Here is a 25369-nt window from a genome sequence, read left to right as displayed (position 1 = left end):
CCCGGCGCGGCCCCGACCCACGGCGACGCGGGGGGCGCTGCCACGACCGGCGGTCGGTGGCACGGTTAGGCTCTGGCCAGGACCGTCTTGATCGTCTTGATCCCGAGGGAGGCCGCGGATGACGCCGGGGCGCAGGAGCAGCACGTTCACCAGACTGCTTCGGCACGGCTTCACGGACCCCTCAGGAGCGGAACGCCTGCTGGACGGCCCCGAGCTGACCCCGGTGAAGGCGGACCCCGTACTCCTGGAGGCCCTGGGCGGCACAGCGGACCCGGACCTGGCCCTGCGCGGCCTCGTACGCCTCCTGGAGTCCCAGCCCGCCGCCAAGGACCACCGCGAACTCCTGGACACCCTCATCGCGGCGAAACCCCTCCGCGACCGCCTCCTCGGCGTACTGGGCGCCTCCGCGGCCCTGGCGGACCACCTGGCCCGCCACCCCCACGACTGGCAGGAACTGGTCACCTACGAACCGAGGGACCTGCACCCAGGAGTGACGGAGTTCGAACGCGGCCTGGCAGAGGCGACGGACCCGGTCGAACTGAGGGTGGCGTACCGCCGCTGCCTGCTCTCCATCGCCGCGAGGGACGTCTGCGGCACCACGGACGTCACCCAGACCGCAGCGGAACTAGCGGACCTGGCCACCGCGACCCTCCGCGCGGCCCTGGCCATGGCCGAAAGGGAAGCCCCCCAGGACGCACAGGCCTGCCGCCTGGCGGTGATCGCCATGGGCAAGTGCGGCGGCCACGAGCTGAACTACGTCTCGGACGTGGACGTGATCTTCGTGGCGGAGCCCACCCAGGGCACGGACGAAACGAAGGCGCTGAAGGCGGCCACGAAACTCGCCTCCCACATGATGCGCATCTGCTCGGAGACGACGATCGAGGGCTCGATCTGGCCGGTGGACGCGAACCTCCGCCCGGAGGGCCGCAACGGCCCCCTCGTAAGAACCCTCAGCAGCCACCTGGCGTACTACCAGCGCTGGGCGAAGACGTGGGAGTTCCAGGCACTCCTGAAGGCCCGCCCGGTGGCGGGGGACGAGGAACTGGGCCAGGCATACGTGGACGCCCTGAGCCCCATGGTCTGGCAGGCGGCGGACCGCGAGAACTTCGTGCCGGACGTACAGAAGATGCGCCGCAGGGTGGTGGAGAACATCCCCCCGGCGGAGATCGACAGGGAACTGAAACTGGGCCCGGGCGGCCTGCGGGACGTCGAATTCGCGGTCCAACTACTGCAGCTCGTACACGGCCGCACCGACCAGACCCTCCGCAGCGGCACCACCCTCAAGGCCCTGCAAGCCCTGGCGAAAGGCGGCTACGTAGGCCGGGAGGACGCCGCCCGCCTCGACGAGGCATACCGCTTCCTCCGTGAACTGGAACACCGCATCCAGCTGTTCCAGCTCCGCCGCACCCACCTGGTCCCCGAGGCGGAGGAAGACCTCCGCCGCCTCGGCCGCTCGCTGGGCCTGCGCACCGACCCCGTGGCGGGCCTGCGCCGCGAGTGGAAGCGGCACACAGGAGTGGTCCGCCGCCTGCACGAGAAGATCTTCTACCGCCCCCTCCTCGACGCGGTGGCCCAGCTGGCCCCCGGCGAAACAAGGCTGAGCGCGGAAGCGGCACGCGAACGCCTCGTGGCGCTGGGCTACGCGGACCCGGCGGCGGCCCTCCGCCACCTGGAGGCCCTGGCCTCCGGAGTAACCCGCAAGGCGGCCATCCAGCGCACCCTCCTCCCGGTCCTCCTGGGCTGGTTCGCCGACTCGGCCGACCCGGACGCGGGCCTGCTGAACTTCCGCAAGGTCTCGGACGCCCTGGGCAAGACCCCCTGGTACCTCCGCCTCCTCAGGGACGAGGGCGCGGCGGCGGAAAACCTGGCGAGGGTCCTCTCGGCAGGCCGCCTGGCCCCCGACCTCCTCCTCCGCGCCCCCGAAGCGGTGGCCCTCCTCGGCGACGGAGACGCGGGCGGCCTGGAGCCACGCGGCAGGGCCCAGCTCGAACAGGAGATCACCGCGGCGGTGAACAGGGCCGAGAACGCGGAACAGGGCGTGACAGCAGCCCGAGGCGTGCGGCGCCGAGAACTCTTCCGCACGGCAGCAGCCGACATCGTCGGCTCGTACGGCACGGAGACGACCCCCGCCGAACCGGACGAAGGCGTCCTCCTGGACCGCGTAGGCGGCGCGATCTCCGACCTCACGGCCGCCACCCTGGCCGGAACCCTCCGCGCGGTGGTCCGCGAGAGCTGGGGCGACACCCTCCCGACCAGGTTCGCGATCATCGGCATGGGCAGGTTCGGCGGCCACGAACTGGGCTACGGCTCGGACGCGGACGTCCTGTTCGTGCACGAGCCGCGCGAGGGCGTGGACGAGCACGAGGCCGCGAAGGCCGCCAACAAGGTGGTGGCCGAGATGCGCCGCCTGCTCCAGCTCCCCAGCGCCGATCCGCCGCTGCTGATCGACGCGGACCTGCGCCCGGAGGGCAAGTCGGGGCCGCTGGTCCGCACCCTGAAGTCGTACGAGGCGTACTACCGCAGGTGGTCGCTGGGCTGGGAGTCGCAGGCGCTGCTGCGGGCGGAACCCGTCGCGGGCGACGAGGACCTGGGCCGCCGCTTCATCCAGCTGATCGACCCGCTGCGCTACCCGGCCCGCGGCCTGGAGGAGGACGCGGTACGGGAGATCCGTCGGCTGAAAGCCCGCATGGAGTCGGAGCGGCTGCCGCGCGGCGCCGACCCCAAGCTGCACACCAAACTCGGTCCCGGCGGCCTGTCGGACGTGGAGTGGACGGTGCAGCTGCTCCAGCTGCGGCACGCCTGGGAGGTGCCGGGCCTGCGCACCCCGAGGACCCGCGAGGCACTGGCTGCGGCGCGCGAGGCCGGGCTGATCGGGGAGGAGGACGCGGCGGTGCTGGACGAGGCGTGGGTGCTGGCCAGCCGGGTCCGCAACGCGGTGATGCTGGTCCGGGGCCGGGCGGGCGACACCTTCCCGACGGAGCCCCGCGAACTGGCGGCGGTGGGCCGGTACCTGGGCTACGGGGAGGGCCGGGCCGGGGACATGCTGGACGCGTACCGCCGTACGGCCCGCCGGGCGCGGTCGGTGGTGGACGAACTCTTCTACGCGGGCTGACCAGCCCCGGAACCCGCCCCCGAGCCCGGCGCGGCTCCCGGTACCTGCGGCCACCGCCCGTACCAGAGCCGGGCCACCCCCACCCCGAATCCGAGGCACACCACACCGCCGACCGCGTCGAGCCAGAAGTGGTTGGCGGTGGAGACGATCACCAGCAGCGTCAGCGCCGGGTACGCCAGCCCCAGCACCCGCACCCACGGCACCGAGGCCAGCGCGAACACGGTCAGCCCGCACCACAGCGACCACCCGATGTGCATGGACGGCATCGCGGCGTACTGGTTGGACATGTGCTTGAGGTCGCCGGAGGCCATCGACCCCCAGGTCTGGTGCACCATCACGGTGTCGACGAAGTGGCCGCCGCGCATCAGCCGGGGCGGGGCGAGCGGGAAGAGGTAGTACCCGGCGAGGGCCACGCCCGTGGTGGCGAACAGCACCAGCCGGATGGGGGCGTAGCGCTCGGGATGCCAGCGGTACAGCCACACCAGCACACCGATGGTGATCACGAAGTGCAGCGTGGCGTAGTAGTAGTTCATGCCGATGATCAGCCAACCCACCGAGTCGGCGGCGTGGTTGACGGACGCCTCGACGGCGATGCCGAGTTGGTGCTCCAGCCACCAGACCGCGTCGGCGTTGCGCAGCGCCTCGGGCTTCTGCTCCGGGACGGCGTTGCGGATGAGCGAGTACGTCCAGTAACTCGCGGCGATCAGCAGGATCTCGAACCACAGCGGGGGCCGCCGGGAGCCGCGCAGCCGGAGCAGCAGGTGCCGGCCGCCGCCGCGCTCGCCCGTGACGGTCCGCGGAACGGCCACCTCAGCGCGGCGGCCTCCCGGGCCTGTCACGGTCGAGTCACTCATAGCCACCAAGTCTGCCAGACAAGGGATGCTCGACAGATCATCCCAAGGCCGTTGCCCTCACGCATGTTCTGCGCGAAAACGCCTGGCAGGGGCGGTACTCAGCCCCGCGGGCGGTCACCCGGCGCGGAGGCGGTGGAACCCCGCACGACCAGCTCCGGCATGAACACGAACTCGCTGTGCGGGGCGGGCGTGCCGCCGATCTCCTCCAGCAGGGTGCGCACCGCGGCCTGGCCCATGGCCGGAACGGGCTTGCGGACGGTGGTCAGCGGCGGGTCGGTGAACGCGATCAGCGGCGAGTCGTCGAAGCCGACCACGGACACGTCGCGGGGCACGTCGAGACCGAGCTGCCGGGCGGCCCGTATCGCGCCGAGCGCCATCATGTCGCTGGCGCACACGATGGCCGTGCACTGGCGCCCGATGAGCGCGGTGGCCGCGGCCTGGCCGCCCTCCAGGGTGTACAGCGAGTGCTGCACCAGCTCCTCGGCGACCATGTCCGCGCCCAGCCCGAGCTGGTCCTGCATCGCGCGGACGAAGCCCTCGATCTTGCGCTGCACCGGCACGAACCGCTTCGGCCCGAGGGCCAGCCCGATCCGGGTGTGGCCCAGCGACACCAGATGCGTGACGGCCAGGGAGGTCGCCGCCCGGTCGTCGGGGGAGATGAAAGGTGCCTGCACCTTCGGCGAGAACCCGTCCACCAGCACGAACGGCACGCCCTGCGCGCGCAGTCGCTCGTAGCGCTGCATGTCGGCGGTGGTGTCGGCGTGCAGCCCGGAGACGTAGATGATCCCGGCCACCCCCCGGTCCACCAGCATCTCGGTCAGCTCGTCCTCGGTGGAGCCGCCCGGGGTCTGGGTGGCCAGCACCGGGGTGTAGCCCTGCCCTGTCAGAGCCTGGCCGATGACCTGCGCCAGCGCCGGGAAGATCGGGTTCTCCAGCTCGGGGATGATCAGGCCGACCAGGCCCTCGCTGCGCTGGCGGAGCCGCACCGGACGCTCGTAGCCGAGCACGTCCAGCGCGGCCAGGACGGACTGGCGGGTGGTGGCGGCGACGCCCGGCTTCCCGTTGAGGACCCGGCTGACGGTCGCTTCACTCACCCCCGCCTGCGCGGCGATATCCGCAAGCCGTGTGGTCACGCCACCGGACTGTACCGGCCGAACCGCGCCCGGCGCACCGGCGGGACGCCGTGCGCGGGCGGCCGAACGGCCCGCCGTGGATTGCCGCGTCATCGCGCTCCTCGCCCCTCATGGGTATGTCGTCGCTCGTGCCGCCGGGACGTCCGCCCGGCGCACGGCCGCAAGGGGATGATCCCGGCGGCGGCCCCCCGCGGCAAGAGCTTGCAGAGTCTTGCACAAGTGTCCGTCAACCCGCCTACCGGCGGTAGACCCGTATTTCGACAAGGTCTGGCGCAGGTCACGACACGGTAACCCGGCCGTCTTCTTGCACTTTTTTTCTGCAAGGTCTTTCGCGGCGCTTACAACGCTGTTACGTTCCGAGTCGCCCGGCCGCGGCAATGGCGCAGTCGGCACGACGCGGGCGGCGGCAGACGGGGCCGCCCCCGCAATCTCGGGCTTTTCACCCTCAAGGAGAACTCATGCGGCGTGGCATAGCGGCCTCCGCGCTCGTGGCGTCCCTCGCCCTCACGGCGACGGCGTGCGGCGGGAGCGACGACGGCGACAGCAAAGCGGACGGCCCGGTGACCCTCACCTGGTGGGACACCTCCAACGCCACGAACGAGGCGCCGACGTACAAGGCCCTGGTCGAGCAGTTCCAGGCCGCCAACAAGAACATCAAGGTCAAGTACGTCAACGTGCCCTTCGACCAGGCGCAGAACAAGTTCGACACCGCCGCCGGTTCCAAGGGCGCCCCGGACATCCTGCGCTCCGAGGTCGGCTGGACCCCGGCCTTCGCCAAGAAGGGCTTCTTCCTGCCGCTGGACGGCACCGACGCCCTCGCCGAGCAGGACAAGTTCGAGCCCAACCTGATCAAGCAGGCCCAGTACGAGGGCAAGACCTACGGCGTGCCGCTGGTCACCGACACCCTCGCGCTCGTCTACAACAAGGCCCTGTTCAAGCAGGCCGGCGTCACCGAGGCCCCCAAGACCTGGGACGAGCTGAAGGCCGCCGCCGCCAAGGTCAAGGACAAGGCGAAGGTCGACGGCTACTGGGGCTCCACCCAGGCGTACTACGCCCAGTGCTTCCTGTACGGCGAGGGCACCGACACCGTCGACGTCACGGGCAAGAAGATCACCGTCGACTCCGCCCCGGCGAAGAAGGCGTACGGCACCTGGCAGAGCACGTTCTCCGGCAAGGGCCTGCACAAGGCCGACACCACCGCGGACGCCTACGCCCACATCCAGGACGCGTTCGTCAACGGCAAGGTCGCCTCGATCATCCAGGGACCCTGGGAGATCACGAACTTCTACAAGGGCTCGGCCTTCAAGGACAAGTCCAACCTCGGCATCGCCACCGTCCCGGCGGGCTCGGCGGGCAAGGCGGGCGCCCCGACCGGCGGCCACAACCTGTCCGTGTACGCGGGCTCGGACAAGGCCCACCAGGAAGCGGCCCTGAAGTTCGTGAAGTTCATGACCTCGGCCAAGTCCCAGGAGACCATCGCGCTGAAGAACTCCACGCTGCCGACCCGTGGTGACGCCTACACCTCCCAGGTGAAGGCCGACCCCGGTATCGCCGGTTACCAGGGCGTGCTGTCCGCCGCCCAGCCCCGCCCCGCGCTGCCGGAGTACAGCTCCCTGTGGGGCCCGCTGGACACCGAGCTGCCCAAGGTGGCCGGGGGCAAGGAGCCGCTGGACAAGGGCCTGAGCAACGCCGAGCTGGCCATCGCCAAGCTGGTGCCCGACTTCAGCAAGTGAGCCCGCGTGGCTGCCGGGTTCCCCCCGCCGTGGGGGATGGGGGGAACCCGGCGGCCACCGGCCTTCGACCAGCCCGCCCCCTGAACTCGTAGAAGGTGTCGCACCATGACAGTCGCCATCGACCGCGCGACCGGCGAGCGCCGCGGTGAGCGGCCGCCCCGGACCGGTCTCGGGCAGCGCGTCAAGAACGGCTACCAGAGGTACTGGTACGCCTACGCGATGATCGCGCCCGTGGTCGTCGTGCTCGGTGTCCTCGTGGGCTACCCGCTGGTGCGGGGCGTCTACCTGACCCTCACCGACGCCAACAGCCTCAACTCGGCGCGCACCATCGGCGTCAACCACATCGACGCCACGTACAAGTTCATCGGGCTGGACAACTACCAGGACATCCTCTTCGGCCCCACGGCCTACGACCGCTTCTGGTCGCACTTCCTGTGGACCGTGTTCTGGACCGCCGCCTGCGTCGCCCTGCACTACGTCATCGGCCTGGGCCTCGCGATGATGCTGGACCAGAAGCTGCGCGGCCGCACCGTCTACCGGCTGCTGCTCGTGCTGCCCTGGGCCGTGCCCACCTTCGTCACCGTCTTCTCCTGGCGGATCATGCTGGCCGACTCCGGCGTGCTCAACCAGGTCCTCGGCGCCCTCCACCTGCCGCAGCCGCAGTGGCTGGAGGACACCTTCTGGCAGCGGTTCGCCGCCATCATGGTCAACACCTGGTGCGGGGTGCCGTTCATGATGCTCTCGCTGCTCGGCGGCCTGCAGTCCATCGACTCCACGCTGTACGAGGCCGCCGAGATGGACGGCGCGAGCGCCTGGCAGCGCTTCCGGCACGTCACCCTGCCCGGCCTGCGCTCGGTCAGCTCCACCGTCGTCCTGCTCGGCGTGATCTGGACCTTCAACCAGTTCGCCATCATCTTCCTGCTGTTCGGCCCGACCGGCGCCCCCGACGCCCAGATCCTCGTCACCTGGGCCTACTTCCTCGGCTTCGGCCAGCAGCCGCGCGACTTCGCCCAGTCCGCCGCGTACGGCGTACTGCTGCTGTCGATCCTGACCGTGTTCACCTCCTTCTACTTCCGCTGGCTGAAGCGCAATGACCAGCTCGCCGTCTGACGCCGCAGGAGCCGCCGCCATGAGCACCACGACACCCCCCGAGACAGCGCCGGGACGCCCGCTCACCGCCGAGGCACCGGCCGCCGCCCCGCCCCGCGCGACCCGCCGACGCGGCGAGCGCGGCCCGCTCGGCACCGTCCTGCTGCACGTCGGCCTGGCCCTGGCGAGCCTGATCGCGCTGGTCCCGGTGGCGTGGCTGTTCTTCCTGTCGCTCGGCCCGGAGAAGGACGACTACCTGCACCCCGGCCGCATCCTCGGCCGGGCGGGCTTCGCCAACTACGCCTTCGTGCTCCAGCACACCGGCTTCTTCGACTGGTTCAAGTCGACGATGATCGTGGCGCTCGGCACCACCTTCATCGGCGTCTTCGTCGCCGCCACCACCGGCTACGCCGTCTCCCGGATGCGCTTCCCCGGCTACAAGCAGCTGATGTGGGTCCTGCTGCTCACCCAGGCGTTCCCCATCGCCATCCTGATCGTGCCGATGTACGAGATCTTCAGCGAGCTGGGCCTGATCGACACCTACTGGGCGCTGATCGTCATCAACTGCTCCACCGCCGTGCCCTACAGCGCGTGGCTGCTCAAGGGGTACTTCGACACCATCCCCTTCGAGATCGACGAGGCGGGCCGGGTGGACGGGCTCACCCCGTTCGGCACCTTCTTCCGGCTGATCCTGCCGCTGGCCCGGCCGGGTCTGGCCGTCGCCGCGTTCTACAACTTCATCACGGCGGTCAGCGAGGTCGCCTTCGCCACCACCTTCATGCTGGACGACTCCAAGTACACCTTCGCGGTCGGCCTGCAGACCTTCGTCAGCGAGCACGACGCGCAGTGGAACTACATGGCCGCCACCGCGGTGCTGATCGCGATACCCGTGTCCGTGTTCTTCTACCTCGTGCAGAAGAACCTCGTCACCGGCCTCACCGCGGGCGGCACCAAGGGCTGACGCCCTGCCGCACCCACGCCTCACCACGAACCGCCCCTCGTCACGCACCAAGGACGCCATGAGCCAGCAGCATCTCGCAGCCCCGGCCGACGACACCGCCGTCGCCCCCGCCGCCCAGCACCGCGACTGGTGGCGCGGCGCGGTGATCTACCAGGTCTATCCGCGCAGCTTCGCCGACTCCAACGGCGACGGCATGGGCGACCTGGCGGGCGTGCGGGCCAGACTGCCCTACCTGCGCGACCTCGGCGTGGACGCCGTCTGGCTCAGCCCGTTCTACGCCTCCCCGCAGGCCGACGCCGGGTACGACGTGGCCGACTACCGCGCCGTCGACCCGATGTTCGGCAACCTGCTGGACGCCGACGCGCTGATCCGCGACGCCCACGAGCTGTCCCTGCGGATCATCGTGGACCTGGTGCCCAACCACTCCTCCGACCAGCACGAGTGGTTCAAGCGGGCGCTCGCCGAGGGCCCCGGCTCGCCGCTGCGCGAGCGGTACCACTTCCGCCCCGGCAAGGGCACCGACGGCGAACTCCCGCCCAACGACTGGGAGTCCATCTTCGGCGGCCCCGCCTGGACCCGGGTCACCGAGCCCGACGGCGCGCCGGGGGAGTGGTACCTGCACCTCTTCGCGCCCGAGCAGCCCGACTTCAACTGGAACCACCCCGCGGTGGGCGACGAGTTCCGGTCCATCCTGCGGTTCTGGCTGGACATGGGCGTGGACGGCTTCCGCATCGACGTGGCGCACGGCCTGATCAAGGCCGACGGCCTCCCGGACCTCGGCGCACACGACCAGCTGAAGCTGCTCGGCAACGACGTGATGCCGTTCTTCGACCAGGAGGGCGTGCACGAGGTCTACCGCCAGTGGCGGAGGGTGCTGGACGAGTACGCGGGGGAGAGGATCTTCGTCGCCGAGGCGTGGACGCCGACCATCGAGCGGACCGCCAACTACGTCCGCCCCGACGAGCTGCACCAGGCGTTCAACTTCCAGTACCTGGGCACCGACTGGGACGCCGAGCAGCTGCGTGAGGTCATCGACCGCACGCTCGCCGCGATGCGCCCGGTCGACGCCCCCGCCACCTGGGTGCTGTCCAACCACGACGTCACCCGGCACGCCACCCGCTTCGCCAACCCGCCCGGCCTCGGCACCCAGATCCGCACCGCCGGGGACCGCGCCCTCGGCCTGCGCCGGGCCCGCGCGGCCACCCTGCTGATGCTGGCGCTGCCCGGCTCGGCCTACCTCTACCAGGGCGAGGAACTGGGCCTGCCCGACGTGGTCGACCTGCCCGACGAGGTGCGCCAGGACCCCGCCTACTTCCGGGGCGCGGGCCAGGACGGCTTCCGTGACGGCTGCCGGGTGCCGATCCCCTGGACCCGCGAGGGCTCGTCGTACGGCTTCGGCGGCGGGGGCAGCTGGCTGCCGCAGCCCGCGGGCTGGGGCGAGCTGAGCGTGCAGGCGCAGACCGGCGTCCCCGGCTCGACGCTGGAGCTGTACCGGGCCGCGCTCGCCACCCGGCGCGCACTGCCCACCCTCGGCGCGGGCACGGGCGTGGAGTGGCTGACCGCACCCGAGGGCGTACTCGCCTTCCGGCGCGGGGAGTTCACCTGTGTCGCCAACACCACCGGCGCGCCGGTCACCGTCCCGGCGTACGGGCGGGTGCTGCTCGCCAGCGGAGAGATCGGCGAGGGTGCCGCCGGGGCGGAGATCCCGGCCGACACCACGGTCTGGTGGACCACGGGCTGACCCTCGCCCGCTGAAAGTTCTTGCATCAACTTCCCACGGCCCGCTGCCTTTTCAGGTGGCGGGCCTTTAACATCTGCGTCACCGCAAGTTTGCTGAAACATTTCAGCAAGGACGTCCAGTCCTGCGGCAACAGCCTTCAACGACGAAGGAACCCCCACATGGCACGCAGAACCCTCACCGTGGCGCTCGCCCTCGCGGCAGCGGCCTCGGTTGGCATGTACCCGACTACCGCGCAGGCGTCCCCGCCCGGCACCAAGGACGTCACCGCCGTCCTCTTCGAGTGGAACTTCGCCTCCGTGGCCCGCGAGTGCACCACCACCCTCGGCCCGGCCGGATACGGGTATGTGCAGGTCTCCCCGCCCGCCGAGCACATACAGGGCTCCCAGTGGTGGACCTCGTACCAGCCCGTCTCGTACAAGATCGCCGGCCGCCTCGGCGACCGTACGGCCTTCAAGAGCATGGTCGACACGTGTCACTCGGCCGGGGTCAAGGTCGTCACCGACACGGTGATCAACCACATGTCGGCGGGCAGCGGTACCGGTACCGGCGGCTCGTCGTACACCAAGTACAACTACCCCGGCCTGTACTCCTCGCCGGACTTCGACGACTGCACCGCGCAGGTCAGCAACTACCAGGACCGCTACAACGTCCAGCACTGCGAACTGGTGGGCCTGGCCGATCTGGACACCGGCGAGGACTACGTCCGCAAGGCCATCGCCGGGTACATGAACGACCTGCTCACGCTCGGTGTCGACGGCTTCCGCATCGACGCGGCCAAGCACATCGACAAGGCCGACCTGGCCAACATCAAGTCCCGGCTGACCAACCCGTCCGTGTACTGGAAGCAGGAGGTCATCTACGGCGCGGGCGAAGCCGTCCAGCCCACCGAGTACACGGGCAACGGCGACGTCCAGGAGTTCCGCTACGCCTACGACCTCAAGCGGGTGTTCAACAACGAGAACCTCGCCTACCTGAAGAACTACGGCGAGGGCTGGGGGTACATGAGCAGCTCGGTCGCCGGGGTCTTCGTCGACAACCACGACACCGAGCGCAACGGCAGCACCCTCAACTACAAGGACGGCGCGAACTACACGCTGGCCAACGTCTTCATGCTGGCCTACCCCTACGGCGCCCCGGACATCAACTCCGGCTACGAGTGGTCGAACGCGGACGCCGGGCCGCCCAACGGGGGCAAGATCAACGCCTGCTGGCAGGACGGCTGGAAGTGCCAGCACGCCTGGCCGGAGATCAAGTCCATGGTCGCGTTCCGCAACGCGACCCGCGGCCAGGCCGTCACCAACTGGTGGGACAACGGCAACGACGCCATCGCCTTCGGGCGCGGCAACAAGGGCTTCGTGGCCATCAACCACGAGTCCTCCGCGCTCTCCCGCACCTACCAGACCTCGCTGGCGGCGGGCACGTACTGCAACGTGCAGAACAACACCACGGTGTCGGTGAACTCCACTGGCCAGTTCACCGCGAACCTCGGCGCCAACACCGCGCTCGCTCTGTACGCGGGCAAGTCGAGCTGCTGACAGCTCCCTTGAGGTACCTCCCGGCGAACCGTCCGTCGTATACGGGCGGTTCGTCCCCCGTTCATCGTTGAAATTTCTTTCTTCATGTTTCACAAGTCTTGCTGCAAGGCTTTCGACGGCGGTACGGTCACGCCGCGTCCGGCAGCGAAGCCGTGCCTCTGGCCGGACTCGAACGAGCCGTGAGCGCAAGGAGTTTGTGCCCGATGAGACCCTCCTGGCAGGCGCGCCGGACGCGCCGCACCCCCTACCGGCGCAGGGCGGCGGCCGTCGTCGTGGCGGCCCTCGCCGCTTCCCTGGTGACGCCGCTGTCCGCCCACGCGGCGAGCCCGCCCGCACCGCCCTCCGACGCCCGCCTCGCCGCCGAGCCCGCCCGGCACGACGACACGCGCGAGCAGTTCTACTTCGTCATGCCGGATCGTTTCGCCAACGGCGACCGCGCCAACGACCGCGGCGGGCTGACCGGTTCGCGGCTGAGCACCGGCTACGACCCCACCGACAAGGGCTTCTACCAGGGCGGCGACCTCAAGGGCCTCACCCAGCGCCTGGACTACATCAAGGGCCTGGGCACGACCGCCATCTGGCTCGCCCCGATCTTCAAGAACCGCCCTGTGCAGGGCTCGGGCGCCGACGCCTCGGCCGGTTACCACGGTTACTGGATCACCGACTTCACCCAGGTCGACCCGCACTTCGGCACCAACGCCGACCTGAAGGGCCTGATCGCCAAGGCGCACGCCAAGGGCATGAAGGTCTTCTTCGACGTCATCACCAACCACACCGCCGACGTCGTCGACTACCGGGAGAAGTCCTACGACTACCTCTCCAAGGGCGCCTTCCCGTACCTGACCGAGGACGGCCGCCCCTTCGACGACGCCGACTACGCCGACGGCCGGAAGAAGTTCCCGGCCGTGGACGCCTCGTCCTTCCCGCGCACCCCGGCCGTGCGCAGCCGCGACAAGGTCCCGGCCTGGCTCAACGACCCGGCGATGTACCACAACCGGGGCGACTCCACCTTCGCGGGCGAGTCCGCCGAGTACGGCGACTTCTCCGGCCTGGACGACCTGTGGACCGAGCGTCCCGAGGTGGTCAGCGGCATGGAGAAGATCTACCAGCGCTGGGTGCGGGACTTCGCCGTCGACGGCTTCCGCATCGACACGGTCAAGCACGTGGACATGGACTTCTGGACCCAGTGGGCCACCGCGCTCGACAAGTACGCGGCCGAGCGCGGGCGGAAGAACTTCTTCATGTTCGGCGAGGTCTACTCCGCCGACACCTCGGTGACCTCCCCGTACGTCACCCAGGGACGGCTGGACGCCACCCTCGACTTCCCCTTCCAGGACGCCGCCCGCGCCTACGCCTCCCAGGGCGGCAGCGCGAAGAAGCTCGCCGGGGTCTTCGGGGGCGACTACAAGTACACGTCCGACAAGGCCAACGCCTACGAGCAGGTCACCTTCCTCGGCAACCACGACATGGGCCGCATCGGCTCCTTCCTGAAGCAGGACGACCCGAAGGCGTCCGACGCCGAGATCCTGCGCAAGGACCGCCTCGCCAACCAGCTCATGTTCCTCAGCCGGGGCAACCCGGTCGTCTACTACGGCGACGAGCAGGGCTTCACCGGCTCCGGCGGCGACAAGGACGCCCGCCAGACCATGTTCGCCTCCAAGGTCGCCGACTACCTGGACGACGACGAGATCGGCACCGCCCGCACCCACGCGGCCGACGCCTACGACACCAAGGCCCCGCTGTACCGGGACATCGCGTCCCTCGCCAAGCTCCGCAAGGCCAACCCGGCCCTGACGGACGGCGTGCAGACCGAGCGCTACGCGGCCGACGACGCCGGTGTCTACGCCTTCACCCGCACCGACGCGCGCACCGGTGCCGAGTACGTCGTCGCCCTCAACAACGCCACCGAGGCCAAGCGCGCCACCTTCACCACCGGCTCGGCGGGGATGGTGTACCGGGGCATCTACGGCGCCTGGCGCACCGTACGCACCGACGCCGGGCGCAGCCTCACCCTGACCGTCCCGGCCGGGACCGCCGTCGTCTACCGGGCCACCGGCCGCCCCGCCGCCCCCGCCACCAAGCCGACGCTCACCCTGACCGCCCCCGCCGCCGGGGCCACCGGCACGGTGGAGGTCGGCGCCGACGTGACCGGCGGGCAGCTCAACCGGGTCGTCTTCGCCGCGCAGGTCGGCAACGGGCCCTGGAAGACGCTGGGTTCGGCGGACCACGCCCCCTACAAGGTCACCCAGGCCATCGGCAAGGACGTACCCGGCGGGACCGCGCTGCGGTACAAGGCCGTGGTGATCGACTCGAAGGGCCGCACCGCGAGCGCCCTGGCGAGCAGCACGACCGGCACCGCACCCGCCCCCGAGACCCCCGCCGCCGCCTCCCGTGACTACGCGGTGGTGCACTACAAGCGCGCCGACGGCGACTACGCGAACTGGGGCCTGTACGCCTGGGGCGACCTCGCGGACGGCGAGGCAACCCAGTGGCCCGCCAGCCACCCCTTCACCGGCCGCGACGCGTACGGCGCCTTCGCCTACGTCAAGCTCAAGCCGGGCGCATCCAGCGTCGGCTTCCTCGTCATCGACAAGAACGGCGACAAGGACGTCTCCGCCGACCGGAGCATCGACGTCACGAAGACGGGTGAGGTCTGGCTCGAGCAGGGCAAGCCCGAGGTGCTGACCGAGCGCCCCGACTACCCCGCCCAGGACCAGGGCAAGGCCGTACTGCACTACCACCGCGCCGACGGGAACTACGACGGCTGGGGGCTGCACACCTGGACCGGTGCCGCGAACCCCACCGACTGGTCGAAGCCGCTGACGCCGGTGAAGACTGACACCTATGGCGCGGTCTACGAGGTACCGCTCACCGAGGGTGCCACCAGTCTCAGCTACATCCTCCACAAGGGCGACGAGAAGGACCTGCCCACCGACCAGTCCCTCGACCTCAAGGCCAACGGTCACGAGGTGTGGCTGTTGAGCGGCCAGGAGAAGTACCTGCTCCCGCAGCCGAAGGGCAGTGCGGCCGCGCTCGACCTGACCACCGCCAAGGCGGTCTGGATCGACCGGGACACCCTCGCCTGGAACGGCGCCGAGGGCGCCGCCTCCACCCAGCTGCTGTACTCCCGCGACGGCTCGATCGCCGTCAAGGACGGCACGCTGACCAGCGACGACGAGCGCTGGCTGCGGCTCACCGCGACCAGCCTCACCGACGCCCAGAAGGCGAAGTTCCCGCACCTGAGGAGCTATGCCGCCTGGACCGTCGACCCCCGCGACCGCGACCGGGTGCGCGAGGCCCTCACCGGCCAGCTCGTCGCCTCCCAGCGCGCCGCCAACGGTGCCGTACTGGCCGCGACCGGGGTGCAGATCGCCGGGGTGCTGGACGACGTCTACGCGAGCGCCACGAAGAGCGGCCTCGGCCCGGTCTTCCAGGCCGGGAAGCCCACCCTCTCGGTGTGGGCGCCCACGGCCCAGAGCGTCTCGCTGGAACTGGACGGCGCGCTGACGCCCATGCGCCGCGACGACACCACCGGCGTCTGGTCCGTCACCGGCCCCGCGTCCTGGAAGGGCAAGCCCTACCGGTACGTGGTCAAGGTGTGGGCGCCCAGCGTCGGCAAGCTCGTCACCAACTCGGTCACCGACCCCTACTCGGTCGCCCTGACCGCCGACTCCAAGCGCAGCCTCGTCGTCGACCTCGCCGACCGCGCGCTGGCCCCCGCGGGCTGGGCCGGGCTCACCAAGCCCAAGGCGGTACCGCTCAGGGACGCGCAGATCCAGGAGCTGCACATCCGGGACTTCTCGGTGGCCGACAAGACCGTCCCGGCGGGGGACCAGGGCACCTACCTGGCCTTCACCGACAAGGACAGCGACGGCTCGAAGCACCTGCGCGAGCTGGCCAAGGCCGGCACTTCCTACGTGCACCTGCTGCCCGCGTTCGACATCGCCACCATCCCCGAGAGGAAGGCCGACCAGACCGCCCCGGACTGCGACCTGGCCGCCTACCCGGCCGACTCCGACCAGCAGCAGGCGTGCGTGGCGAAGGCCGCCGCGAAGGACGCCTACAACTGGGGGTACGACCCGTTCCACTACACGGTCCCCGAGGGCTCGTACGCCACCGACCCCGACGGCACCGCGCGCACCGTGCAGTTCCGCAGGATGGTGCAGGCGCTCAACCAGGACGGGCTGCGGGTCGTCATGGACGTGGTCTACAACCACACGGCGGCCAGCGGGCAGGCGGACACCTCGGTGCTCGACCGGATCGTGCCCGGCTACTACCAGCGGCTCCTCGCCGACGGCAGCGTCGCCAACTCCACCTGCTGCGCCAACACCGCGACCGAGAACGCCATGATGGGCAAGCTCGTCGTGGACTCCCTCGTCACCTGGGCCAAGCAGTACAAGGTCGACGGCTTCCGCTTCGACCTCATGGGCCACCACCCCAAGGCCAACATCCTGGCCGTCCGCAAGGCCCTGGACGCGCTGACCGTCGCCAAGGACGGCGTCGACGGGAAGAAGATCATCCTGTACGGCGAGGGCTGGAACTTCGGCGAGGTCGCCGACGACGCCCGCTTCGTCCAGGCCACGCAGAAGAACATGGCCGGGACCGGCATCGCCACCTTCTCCGACCGGGCCCGAGACGCCGTGCGCGGCGGCGGACCCTTCGATACGGACCCCGGCGTCCAGGGCTTCGCCTCCGGCCTGTACACCGACCCCAACTCCTCGACCGCCAACGGCACCGAGGCCGAGCAGAAGGCCCGGCTGCTGCACTACCAGGACCTGATCAAGGTCGGCCTCACCGGCAACCTCGCCGGGTACCGCTTCACCGACACCGACGGCAAGGACGTCACCGGCGCCGGGGTCGACTACAACGGCTCACCCGCGGGATACGCGGCCGCCCCCGGCGACGCCCTCGCCTACGCGGACGCCCACGACAACGAGTCGCTGTTCGACGCCCTCACCTTCAAGCTGCCGAAGGGCACCCCGGCCGCCGACCGGGCCCGGATGCAGGTCCTCGCGATGGCCACGGCCGCGCTCTCCCAGGGCCCGGCCCTCTCCCAGGCGGGCACCGACCTGCTGCGCTCCAAGTCGCTGGACCGCAACTCCTTCGACAGCGGCGACTGGTTCAACGCCATCCACTGGAACTGCGCCGACGGCAACGGCTTCGGACGCGGGCTGCCCCCGGCGGCCGACAACCAGTCCAAGTGGCCGTACGCCAAGCCGCTGTTGAGCACGGTCAAGGTCGGCTGCCCGCAGATCACCGGCGCCTCGGCCGCCTACCGTGACCTGCTGCGCATCCGCACCACCGAGGACGCCTTCTCCCTCGGCACCACCGCCCAGGTGCAGGACCGGCTCTCCTTCCCGCTCTCCGGCAAGGACGAGACCCCCGGCGTGATCACCATGAAGCTGGGCGACCTGGTCGTGGTCTTCAACGCCACGCCCGAGCGGCAGGACCAGCGGGTGACCGCCCTCGCGGGGACGGACTACCGGCTGCACCCCGTGCAGGCGACCGGCACCGACGAGGTGGTCAAGTCCGCTTCGTACACGGCCGGTTCGGGCACCTTCACGGTCCCGGCGCGGACGGTCGCGGTGTTCACCCGCTAGCGGGTCACTGAGCCAGTGAGATGAGCCGGGTGGCGAGTTCCGCGAAGGGACCGTCACCCGGCTCGTTCTGCACGAACGTCTTGACCACGGCGGCCATTTCGGGGTCGTAGGCGGCGCTGATCGCGACCAGGGCGGCGAAGTCGTGCACCAGCTGGCGTTCCAGCTCCGCGCGTGGCACCCGGCGGCCCTCCAGCCAGATCAGCGCCGTCGACTCCACCAGCGAGATCCACGAGCGCACCACCAGCTCCAGCCGGGCGGGCGGCGCCCCGGTGATCCCCAGGTGGGACAGGATCTGCTCGTAGGACGCCTGGCGCACGGAGTCGACGAGGGCGTTGGTGGCCGAGGAACCGACCGCCGGGCCGCCCCGCATCAGGGCGGAGAAGCCCGGCCCGTGCTCGTCCACGAAGTCGAAGAAGCGGCCCATCACCCGCAGCAGCCGGGCGCCGAGCGGACCCTCGTGCGGCTCCTCGAAGCGGCCCGCCAGATCCTCCGCGGCCCGCGTCAACGCCGCCTCGTACAGGCTCATCTTGCCGGGGAAGTAGTGGTACACCAGCGGGCGGGAGATGCCCGCCGCCGAGGCTATCTCGTCGATCGAGACCTCGTCGGGCGAGCGCCTGCTGAACAGGTCGAGCGCGACCTTGATCAGCTGCTGCCGCCGCTCCTCGACGCCCATCCTGCGGCGAACCCCGGTACCCATGGGTTCAACCTTACCGACCGGCAACGACACTTGGACGATCCGGTTCCGCCTGGCCGCGCCCGCCGCGCTCACATGTCCAGGACGAGCCGCTCACCCCGGGCGCGGGACACGCAGATCAGCATCGAGTCGTCGCGCTCGCCGTCCGTCAGCAGCTCGTCCCGGTGATCCACCTCGCCCGCCAGCACCCGCTGCTGACAGGTCCCGCAGAACCCCTGCTCGCAGGAGTACAGGGTGTCCGGCAGCTCCCGGCGCACCGCCGCCAGCACCGTCGAGTCGGCGGGGACGGTCAACGTCCGCCCGCTGCGTCGCAGTTCCACCTCGAACGCGGTGTCGGCACCGACCGCCGTACGCGGGGCGAACCGCTCCAGGTGCAGCGCGGTCCCCTCCGGCAGCGCCGCCTCCACCGCCGCCATCAGCCCCTCCGGACCGCAGCAGTACACGACCGCGCCCTCGGGAAGACCGGCCAGCAGTGCGGCGAGGTCGGGACGCCCGTCCTCGTCCTCGGCCACCACCACGCACCCGTCCCCGACGAGATCCGCGGCCTCCTTCAGGAACGGCATCGAGGCCCGCGTACGCCCGCAGTACAGCAGCCGCACGTCCACGTCCTCCGACAGGGCCCGCAGCATCGGCAGGACCGGGGTGATGCCGATGCCCCCGGCGACGAACACGTACGCGGGCGCCTCCACCAGGGGGAAGCGGTTGCGCGGGCCGCGCACCTCCAGCTCCATCCCCTCGGTCAGCTGCTCGTGCACCTCCCGCGAGCCGCCCCGCCCGTCCTCGACCAGCCGCGCCGCGACCTCGTACGCCGAGGAGTCGGCCGGGTCCCCGCACAGCGAGTACTGGCGCACCAGCCCCGAGGGCAGCACCAGGTCCAGATGCGCGCCCGGCTCCCAGGCGGGCAGATCGCTGCCCTCCAGGCGGAGCCGCACCACGCCGTCCGCGATCCGCTCGTGCCCGGTCAGCAGCAGCCGCAGCGCCCGCGAGCGGGGGCGACCTGAGATCGGCGGGTCCAGCGTGGGCATCGGCCACAGCGGGGACTTCTCGACCCGGCGGCGCAGCGCCCGCCGGGTCAGCAGCCCGGCGCCCACCAGGAGCGCGGCGGCGGCGACGGACCGGGTGGTCTGCTCAGGCATCGTGCTCCGCCTTCTCCGCGGCCAGCGCCGCCGGGGACGAGGCCAGGTAGGCCACCGCCTGCGCGGTCGAGCCCTCCTGGGACGGGTGGTAGGCCCGGCCGAGATAGCGCGGGATGGACTTCAGCAGCGCGCCCGTCGCGGGCAGCGTGCCCTGGCGGCCGCTGGTGTAGAACTCCCGGAACGACGCCTTGCCGTCGACCAGCGTCGGGTCGTGCGCCATGAAGAAGCGGGCGCCGCGCTGCCACAGGAACATCAGCGCCGCGAACGCCAGCGCCCAGGTCCGCACCCGGCGCCGGTAGTCGCCGTCCACGTGCACGAACAGGTCGAAGGCGACCGAGCGGTGCTCCACCTCCTCCGCGCCGTGCCAGCGCAGCAGATCCAGCATGGTCGGATCGGCGCCCCGCCGGTCCAGCTCGGTCGCGTTGAGCACCCAGTCGCCGAGGAACGCGGTGTAGTGCTCGATCGCCGCGATCAGCGCGATCCGCTCCAGCAGCCACCAGCGGCGCGCCCGGCCCGGCGGCAGGGTGCGGTCCCCGAGCAGCTTCTCGAAGAACCAGTCGACCTGCGCGGTGTACGGCGTCGGGTCGAGCCCCTGCTCCCGCAGGTGCGGCAGCACCTCGTCGTGGGCCTGGGAGTGCATCGCCTCCTGCCCGATGAACCCGATGACGTCCTCGCGAAGCTGGTCGTCCTTGATCAGCGGCAGCGCCTGCTTGTAGACGTGCACGAACCACCGCTCACCGGCGGGCAGCAGCAGATGCAGCACATTGATGGTGTGCGTGGTGAAGGGGTCGCCCGGCACCCAGTGCAGCGGGGTGTCCTCCCAGGCGAACGACACCTTGCGCGCCTTCAGCGGGATGCGCTCGGCCTGCACCGGCCGCGCCTGCTTGTTAGACATGGCGTCAATGTACTGACGGGTACCGCGCCTGAGAACCCCCGTGCACGACCTTGTTCGGCAAACTGTCAGCAGCGCCCGCTCAGTGCAGCCCGCTGATCTTCCGGCCGCCCTCCAGCGTGCCCGCCAACTGCGCCTGCGCGCCCTGCTCCGCCTTCGCCACCAGCAACTGCCCCTGCCCGGCGCCGGTCACCCCGCCCGACGACCTGATCGAGGTCACGCCCCGGCTGCCCGCCGCCAGCAGGTACCAGTGGCCGCCGCTGGACTTCCACAGCACCCCGGCCAGCACATGCGGGTCGCGCGGACCGCACGCCGTGGTGTCCGTGCCCCTGGCCACGACCGCCCCGGCCGGGCCGCCCGGCGTACGGAACTGGGCCAGCGCGGCCGTGCCGTCGCCGCGCCAGGTCTCGGCCCGCGTGCACACCCACTCCCCGTCGCCGCTCGCGTCCGGCAGCGGCTGCTCGGCGAACGCCCACGCGTTCACCCCGCGCACCCCGGCCGACCGCTCCGCCGCCAGCGAGCAGGCGAACGGCGCCCAGGCCCGCAGTCCCTCGGCGCCCGTCACCTCGCCGGTCGAACCCGGTCGGCCCGCGGTGAGGTGGGCGGGCACCAACTCGCCCAGATCGCTGGAGAGCTGGGTGCCCGAGCCGTCCGTCAGCTGGAGCACGGTCCACGAGGTGCAGTCGCCGGTCCGCAGCGCCGGGCTGGCCAGCGGGGCGGTGACCCCGTCGGTGAGGGTGAGCGCGCTCGGCGCCGACTCCGGCTTGGTCAGGTCCCGCCCGGCCGCCTTCTTCACCCAAGGGGCGGTCAGATAGCGGACGTTGCCGTCGGAGCGGCCCAGCACCAGCGCACTCGCCTCGGCGCCGGTCGCGCCGTCCACCCGGGCGAAGTCCAGGGCCGCGCCCTCGGTGCCGTCCCTCGGCTCGGCGTAGCGGGCGATGCGCAGGCCGTCGTAGAGGATCACCACCCGGGCGGCGTCCACCTCGCCCGCGTACAGCAGTTGGGGCGGTCCGGCGGGGCCGCCGGTGAAGGTGCCGGGGGTCGCCGAGACGCGGACCGTGGCGCCGGGGCGGGCCCAGACCGCGAGTGCGCGGCGCAGCAGGCCGTCGTCGCCGGTGAGCGGGCCGCGCGCGGGCCAGACGGAGAAGTCGGTGCGCGCCGAGGTCTTCCAGGTGGCCGGGGCGACGCGTTGCACCCGGCCGGGGTCGAGCGCGGCCACCGCGGCCGGGTTCTCCGCGTACGAGGGCGCGGCCGCGCCGTCCGGGCCCCAGCCGCCGCCCGGCAGCGCGACCAGGGTGCAGGCCACCGCGAGCGCGGCGGCCGCGGCCAGCGCCGCCTTGGTGTGCTGACGGCGGCGCATCAGGTCGGTGGGGCGGGCCTGGAGCGAGCAGGCGTCGAACTCGGGGGAGGCGAGCAGCGCGTACCGCGCGGGCACCCCGTCCGCCTCGGCGAGCGCGGACTCGGTACGGGTGACCCCGGCGGCCTTGAGGACCTTGCGCACGTCGTCGTCCGCCAGCCCCTCGAGACCGCGCAGCACGTACGCGGCGCGGGCTGGGCCGGACAGGGCCGACAGCCGCTGGTCCAGGGCGAGTTCGTCGGCGCCGCCGGAGCGCGGGAACAGCCTCAGGCCCCACACCTGGGGGAGCGGGGCGGGCAGCTGGGACAGCTTGGGGAGCCCCTTGCGCGGCTGGGACGCCTCCAGCGCGCCGCGCAGCACCCGCAGCCGGACCAGGGAGTAGCCGGGGTCGCCGTCCCGGCCGGTCGACTGGGCCGGGATCAGCGCGCGCTGCTTGCGGCCACGCGGCAGGGCGCGCTGGGCGAGGGCGTGTGCGGTCAGGACCCGGCGCCCCCGGCCGAGGGTGGGCGGGAGCACCAGATAGGCGAGCCGGACCAGCCGCGGGTAGTGCTCGACGAGCGCGGCCTCGGCCTGGCCGACGTCGACGGCCGGGTCCTGGGTCCGGGAGGAGGCGGGTGCGTGACGCTGGGCTACATCCTGTGACTGCACATCGGGGAGAACGAGCGAGCCGGACTTAGGTCACCGCCGCACGGGTGAGCCGCGGCGGTGACCCACGGGATCACGCCGGATCGGTCAGCGCACGGGCGTAGTTGGCCATCGACCGCTGGTAGCGCGGGAGATGGGGCGCGAGCGCGCCGAGCACCAGGGCGAGACCCTCACGGTCCCGGCCCACGCTGGACAGGCACAGCGCCAGGCAGGCCCGTACCGCGTCGTCCAACTCGTTGGAGGGGGCGTCGAGTTCGGGGGTGAGCAGTTCGACGCCCTCCGCCGCGTGCCCGGTGTTCCGCAGCGAGCTGGCCAGCTGGATCTTCGTCCGGCGGGCCTTGTACGGGCTGGCCTCCGCCAGGCCGCCCGCCAGCGCCGCGCGGTACAGCACGGCCGCTTCGGCCGAGTGGCCGGTGGAGTCCAGGGCGCAGGCCCGCTCGAACAGGCCGAGCGGGCTGTCCTCGGGCAACTCGGCGGCCAGCTTGTCGATCGTGGCGCGGAATCCGGCCGCGTCGTCCTCGGGCCATGTGTCGAAGGCGGCCCAGGCGGCTGCCACGCGCTCTTCCCAGTCTCGGTCCATCGGGCCACCCAAGCAGGCATCCGGGCCGCGGATCAAGGGATTTGAGCAGGCCCGGCCTCGCAGCCGTATCCGATGCGAGGGCCGCAGTGCGGGATGCTGGGCTCCCCAGGACCGGAGGAACGGATGAGGATGACCAGCGCGGTGCTCGTGGGCGCCGTGGTGCTGACGCTGGCGGGCTGCGGCGCGGGCCAGGACGACGGGAAGGGCACCGAGAAGGTGCCGGTCACCGCGACCGGCAGCCTGGAGAGCCTGGCCGCCGAGGTGAAGTGCCGCCCCGACATGCAGACCGACGCCGACGAGATCCGCCAGGCGCTGTGCAAGAACGCCGACGGCAGGTTCGTCCTGGCCACCTTCGCCACCGACCGGGGCCAGCGCGAGTGGATCAACGACGCGAAGGACTACGGCGGTCACTACCTCGTGGGCCGCAAGTGGGTCGCGGTGGGCGACGACGGCGTGGTCAACGCGCTGCGCGGCACGCTCGGCGGCGATGTCGAGGTGGGCACGGACCACAGCGGCCACGGCGCCCAGCACACCGGCTGACGCCGACGGCGTACACGGCGAAGGCCGGTACCGGGAAGCTTCCCGGTACCGGCCTTCTGTCGTGATCCCCCGAGGAGGGGGGTCTTCAGAGGATCACGAGCCTGCGATCACGAGCAGTTCTGGCCGCGGTTCACGCAGTTGGCGATCTTGTTGGCGAGACCGTTCTTCGTGATGGCGATGAAGTCGTCGTGGTCGGTGGAGGGCTTGTGCAGCTGCTCCGGGAAACCGTCCACGGCGTAGGCGTTCTTCACCTGGCCGTTCTCGATGGTCGGCGGGGCGATGTCGTACACCAGCCGCATGGTCAGCTGCGGAATGGCCTTGAAGCCGTTCTGGCAGTTCCCGTTGGCATCGGCGAACGCCACGTGGGTGCGGTGGTTGGCGCTGTCGGCGTTCTGGCCGTCCCAGCAGCTCTGGAAGGCGAAGGACCGGACGACCTTGCTGCCCTGCGGGCAGATCGGGTACTGCTCGGTCAGCTGGACCTTGTTCTCGAACCCGGTGCAGCTCCAGTGCGCGTTGGCGTTGGCCAGACCGTTGGTGGTGGTCTTGGCGTCACCGGTGATGATCCGCAGGAACTGCGGCATGGCCACGACCTTGCCGGTGGGGCTGCCGACGTACTTGATCTGCGCCTGGACCGGCGTCAGGATCTTGCCGACGTTGCCCTCCTTGCCGCCGCCGTCGTTGTTCTGGTCGAAGTCCTGCGAACCGTCCTGGACACGGACGACCGGCCAGTAGTACGACGACAGGTCGCTCTTGTTCTGGCAGCTCGAACCGCCCTGCAGGAACGTGTCGTTGCTGGCGAAGGCGTCGATCTTCTGGTTGCCGACGTAGTCGTGCAGGTGGTGCGCACCGTTCTTCACACCGGGAGCCACGATCACGTTGTCGGTGTTGTGGTTCTTGTTGGTGTTCACCCCGCAGCGCGTGGTGAAGGTGCCCCGCGAGGCGTTGCCGGACTTGCGCGGCTTGGCCTTCACATTGGCCTGGGCCTTGGTGATGTCCACGAAGTCGGCCGCGACGGGACCGTTGCCGGCCTGGCCGCCGATGGCGCCACCCTGCTGGCCACCGCCCTGCTGCTGGCCGCCGTTGTTCTGGCCGCCCTGCTGCTGACCGCCACCCTGCTGGCCGCCGTTGTTCTGGCCGCCCTGCTGCTGGCCACCGCCCTGCTGCTGACCGCCGCCGTTCTGGCCACCGGCGTTGGTCTGGTCGGCGGCGGTGCCGGTGCAGTTGGCCAGCGTGTCCAGGTCGCCCGGGGCGGTGCCGCCCACGCGGGTGATCTCCAGCTTGATCCGGTCCAGGATGTTCTGGCGGCGGTCCTTGAGCGGCTGGAGGATGCTGTTCTGGACGAAGTTGGCGTCCCGGGTCTGCGCGTCCCGCGTGGTCGCCAGGCGCTGGTACGCCTCGGTGATCTGGCGGTCCAGGTTGGACAGCTCACCGGCCACATCGGTACGGGCCTTGTCCGGCACGTTGGTCAGCTTCTGGCCGACGTCCGGGCAGGAGATCGTGGCGACCTGCGCGGCCGCGGCCTTGGTGCGGTTGCCTCCCCACGCGTCGTTGTTCGACTCGTGAGCCGAGGCGTAGAAGTTCGCCCAGATCAGCCCGCCCCCGCCGAGCGCTAGGGCCGCCGATGCGGCGGTGACCTTGATGGCCAGCGGCGAGCGGCGTTTACGTGTGTTGCGTCCCATGGAACTCCTCTGACTTCCTTGCGGGGCAGCTTCGAGGCGCCCGACAGGAGTGAAGCGGCGCCCTTCCATACGAGCGCCGCCCCAGAGG

Annotated in this window: 16 protein-coding genes; 8 read left to right on the top strand and 8 right to left on the bottom strand. The window is 71.1% G+C overall.

The features are described 5' to 3' along the window. Positions 1 to 118 precede the first annotated feature (118 nt). Positions 119 to 3112, top strand: coding sequence for a bifunctional [glutamine synthetase] adenylyltransferase/[glutamine synthetase]-adenylyl-L-tyrosine phosphorylase (locus tag ACIPPM_RS09315; protein ID WP_401445018.1), 2994 nt, complete (start codon positions 119 to 121; stop codon positions 3110 to 3112). Here ACIPPM_RS09315 and ACIPPM_RS09310 read toward each other — a convergent pair. Both ACIPPM_RS09310 and ACIPPM_RS09305 read right to left on the bottom strand, forming a co-directional pair. Next, positions 3100 to 3966, bottom strand: coding sequence for a phosphatase PAP2 family protein (locus tag ACIPPM_RS09310; protein ID WP_401445016.1), 867 nt, complete (start codon positions 3964 to 3966; stop codon positions 3100 to 3102). The two genes, ACIPPM_RS09315 and ACIPPM_RS09310, sit on opposite strands and share 13 nt — an antisense overlap. A 98-nt stretch (positions 3967 to 4064) precedes the next feature. Then, the gene (locus ACIPPM_RS09305; protein ID WP_401445014.1) at positions 4065 to 5099 is read right to left on the bottom strand and encodes a LacI family DNA-binding transcriptional regulator; all 1035 of its coding nucleotides are present in this window, start codon (positions 5097 to 5099) and stop codon (positions 4065 to 4067) included. Between the two features lie 458 nt (positions 5100 to 5557). Here ACIPPM_RS09305 and ACIPPM_RS09300 point away from each other — a divergent pair, with 458 nt between their 5' ends. From ACIPPM_RS09300 to pulA, 6 genes are all read left to right on the top strand, one after another. Continuing rightward, the gene (locus tag ACIPPM_RS09300; RefSeq protein ID WP_401445012.1) at positions 5558 to 6832 is read left to right on the top strand and encodes an extracellular solute-binding protein; all 1275 of its coding nucleotides are present in this window, start codon (positions 5558 to 5560) and stop codon (positions 6830 to 6832) included. A 105-nt stretch (positions 6833 to 6937) separates the two neighbouring features. Then, positions 6938 to 7942, top strand: a complete 1005-nt coding sequence (locus ACIPPM_RS09295; RefSeq protein WP_393599028.1) for a carbohydrate ABC transporter permease — start codon at positions 6938 to 6940, stop codon at positions 7940 to 7942. A gap of 19 nt (positions 7943 to 7961) precedes the next feature. Then, positions 7962 to 8882, top strand: coding sequence for a sugar ABC transporter permease (locus tag ACIPPM_RS09290; RefSeq protein WP_401445009.1), 921 nt, complete (start codon positions 7962 to 7964; stop codon positions 8880 to 8882). 58 nt (positions 8883 to 8940) lie between these two features. Further along, positions 8941 to 10623: a glycoside hydrolase family 13 protein gene (locus ACIPPM_RS09285; protein ID WP_401445007.1), complete on the top strand. Its 1683-nt coding sequence runs from the start codon at positions 8941 to 8943 to the stop codon at positions 10621 to 10623. Positions 10624 to 10781: 158 nt separating this feature from the next. Next, positions 10782 to 12158, top strand: coding sequence for an alpha-amylase family protein (locus ACIPPM_RS09280; protein WP_401445005.1), 1377 nt, complete (start codon positions 10782 to 10784; stop codon positions 12156 to 12158). Between the two features lie 203 nt (positions 12159 to 12361). Continuing rightward, entirely contained in the window at positions 12362 to 17758 is a 5397-nt protein-coding gene (pulA, locus tag ACIPPM_RS09275) for a pullulanase-type alpha-1,6-glucosidase (protein WP_401445003.1), read from the top strand. Between the two features lie 4 nt (positions 17759 to 17762). On the opposite strand, the gene ACIPPM_RS09270 is transcribed toward pulA, so the two are convergent. From ACIPPM_RS09270 to ACIPPM_RS09250, 5 genes are all read right to left on the bottom strand, one after another. Further along, positions 17763 to 18455 (bottom strand): TetR/AcrR family transcriptional regulator, encoded by a 693-nt coding sequence (locus ACIPPM_RS09270; RefSeq protein ID WP_401445000.1) that lies wholly within the window; start codon positions 18453 to 18455, stop codon positions 17763 to 17765. A 68-nt stretch (positions 18456 to 18523) separates the two neighbouring features. Next, positions 18524 to 19588 (bottom strand): PDR/VanB family oxidoreductase, encoded by a 1065-nt coding sequence (locus tag ACIPPM_RS09265; RefSeq protein ID WP_401444997.1) that lies wholly within the window; start codon positions 19586 to 19588, stop codon positions 18524 to 18526. Continuing rightward, positions 19581 to 20483: a metal-dependent hydrolase gene (locus ACIPPM_RS09260; RefSeq protein WP_401444995.1), complete on the bottom strand. Its 903-nt coding sequence runs from the start codon at positions 20481 to 20483 to the stop codon at positions 19581 to 19583. Before ACIPPM_RS09260 ends, ACIPPM_RS09265 begins: the two co-directional genes overlap by 8 nt. Before the next feature lie 79 nt (positions 20484 to 20562). Beyond that, complete coding sequence (locus ACIPPM_RS09255) at positions 20563 to 22485, bottom strand: hypothetical protein (protein ID WP_401444993.1); 1923 nt, start codon at positions 22483 to 22485, stop codon at positions 20563 to 20565. Between the two features lie 70 nt (positions 22486 to 22555). Further along, positions 22556 to 23062: a tetratricopeptide repeat protein gene (locus ACIPPM_RS09250; protein WP_401444991.1), complete on the bottom strand. Its 507-nt coding sequence runs from the start codon at positions 23060 to 23062 to the stop codon at positions 22556 to 22558. Positions 23063 to 23185: 123 nt separating this feature from the next. Between ACIPPM_RS09250 and ACIPPM_RS09245 the strand changes: the two genes are divergently transcribed. Next, positions 23186 to 23602, top strand: a complete 417-nt coding sequence (locus tag ACIPPM_RS09245) for a hypothetical protein (RefSeq protein ID WP_401444989.1) — start codon at positions 23186 to 23188, stop codon at positions 23600 to 23602. 107 nt (positions 23603 to 23709) lie between these two features. On the opposite strand, the gene ACIPPM_RS09240 is transcribed toward ACIPPM_RS09245, so the two are convergent. Then, positions 23710 to 25281, bottom strand: coding sequence for a DUF1996 domain-containing protein (locus ACIPPM_RS09240; protein ID WP_401444986.1), 1572 nt, complete (start codon positions 25279 to 25281; stop codon positions 23710 to 23712). Positions 25282 to 25369 lie beyond the last annotated feature (88 nt).

This window comes from Streptomyces sp. NPDC090119 (assembly GCF_044747085.1).
GTDB lineage: Bacteria > Actinomycetota > Actinomycetes > Streptomycetales > Streptomycetaceae > Streptomyces.
This window is presented reverse-complemented; position numbering and strand designations above follow the sequence as displayed.